Annotated in this window: 1 protein-coding gene and 1 pseudogene; one reads left to right on the top strand and one right to left on the bottom strand. The window is 68.0% G+C overall.

Translation table 11 applies throughout. From position 1 onward, the window contains the following. Nucleotides 1-148: pseudogene (locus tag L6762_RS12105) on the bottom strand (thiol:disulfide oxidoreductase); the annotation flags it as partial. A 48-nt stretch (nucleotides 149-196) separates the two neighbouring features. On the opposite strand from L6762_RS12105, the gene L6762_RS11885 reads away from it, so the two are divergent. Beyond that, complete coding sequence (locus tag L6762_RS11885; protein WP_237187495.1) at nucleotides 197-466, top strand: LysR substrate-binding domain-containing protein; 270 nt, start codon at nucleotides 197-199, stop codon at nucleotides 464-466. Nucleotides 467-469: the final 3 nt, after the last annotated feature.

The raw sequence follows: 469 nt of genomic DNA, 5'->3' as shown, positions 1-469 counted from the left end.
GATTCAGGCGCAGGAATTCCGGGCGGCGTTGCTCGCCATGGTCGATGCGAACGTGGTGCAGTGCGTAGGGCAGCCCCAGTTCCTCGAGGGCGATGGTGATCTTGAATCCGTTGGGTGAACTGTCGCTGTAGAGCTGGAGGGAAGGCATGGAAAGTATCCTTGCAGCGCTGGACTATCCGGCGCCTGGGCGATGGGGGTGGAGGACGACCCGCGCAGCGAGAGAGGTCCGGCTTTCGCCGACGACCTGCTGCTGGTTCGCGCCGCCGAGGCCGGCCAGGGTATCGCGCTGGTACGGGAGATCCATGCCCGCGCCGAGATCGCCAGCGGCCGCCTGGCGGTCGCCCTCGAGCGGCCCTGGCCGAGCCGCTTCGCCTATTACGCGGTGAGCCTGCCAGGAGCGGCGCAACGAGCGCCCCTCTCGCTGTTCCTCGCCTGGCTGCGCGAGCAGGCCGCCGCCGAGGCATAAAAA

Source organism: Rothia nasimurium, assembly GCF_928381705.1.
Lineage (GTDB): Bacteria > Actinomycetota > Actinomycetes > Actinomycetales > Micrococcaceae > Rothia > Rothia nasimurium_G.
The sequence above is the reverse complement of the archived record's forward strand: the minus strand, read 5'-3'. Positions and strand labels throughout refer to the sequence as shown.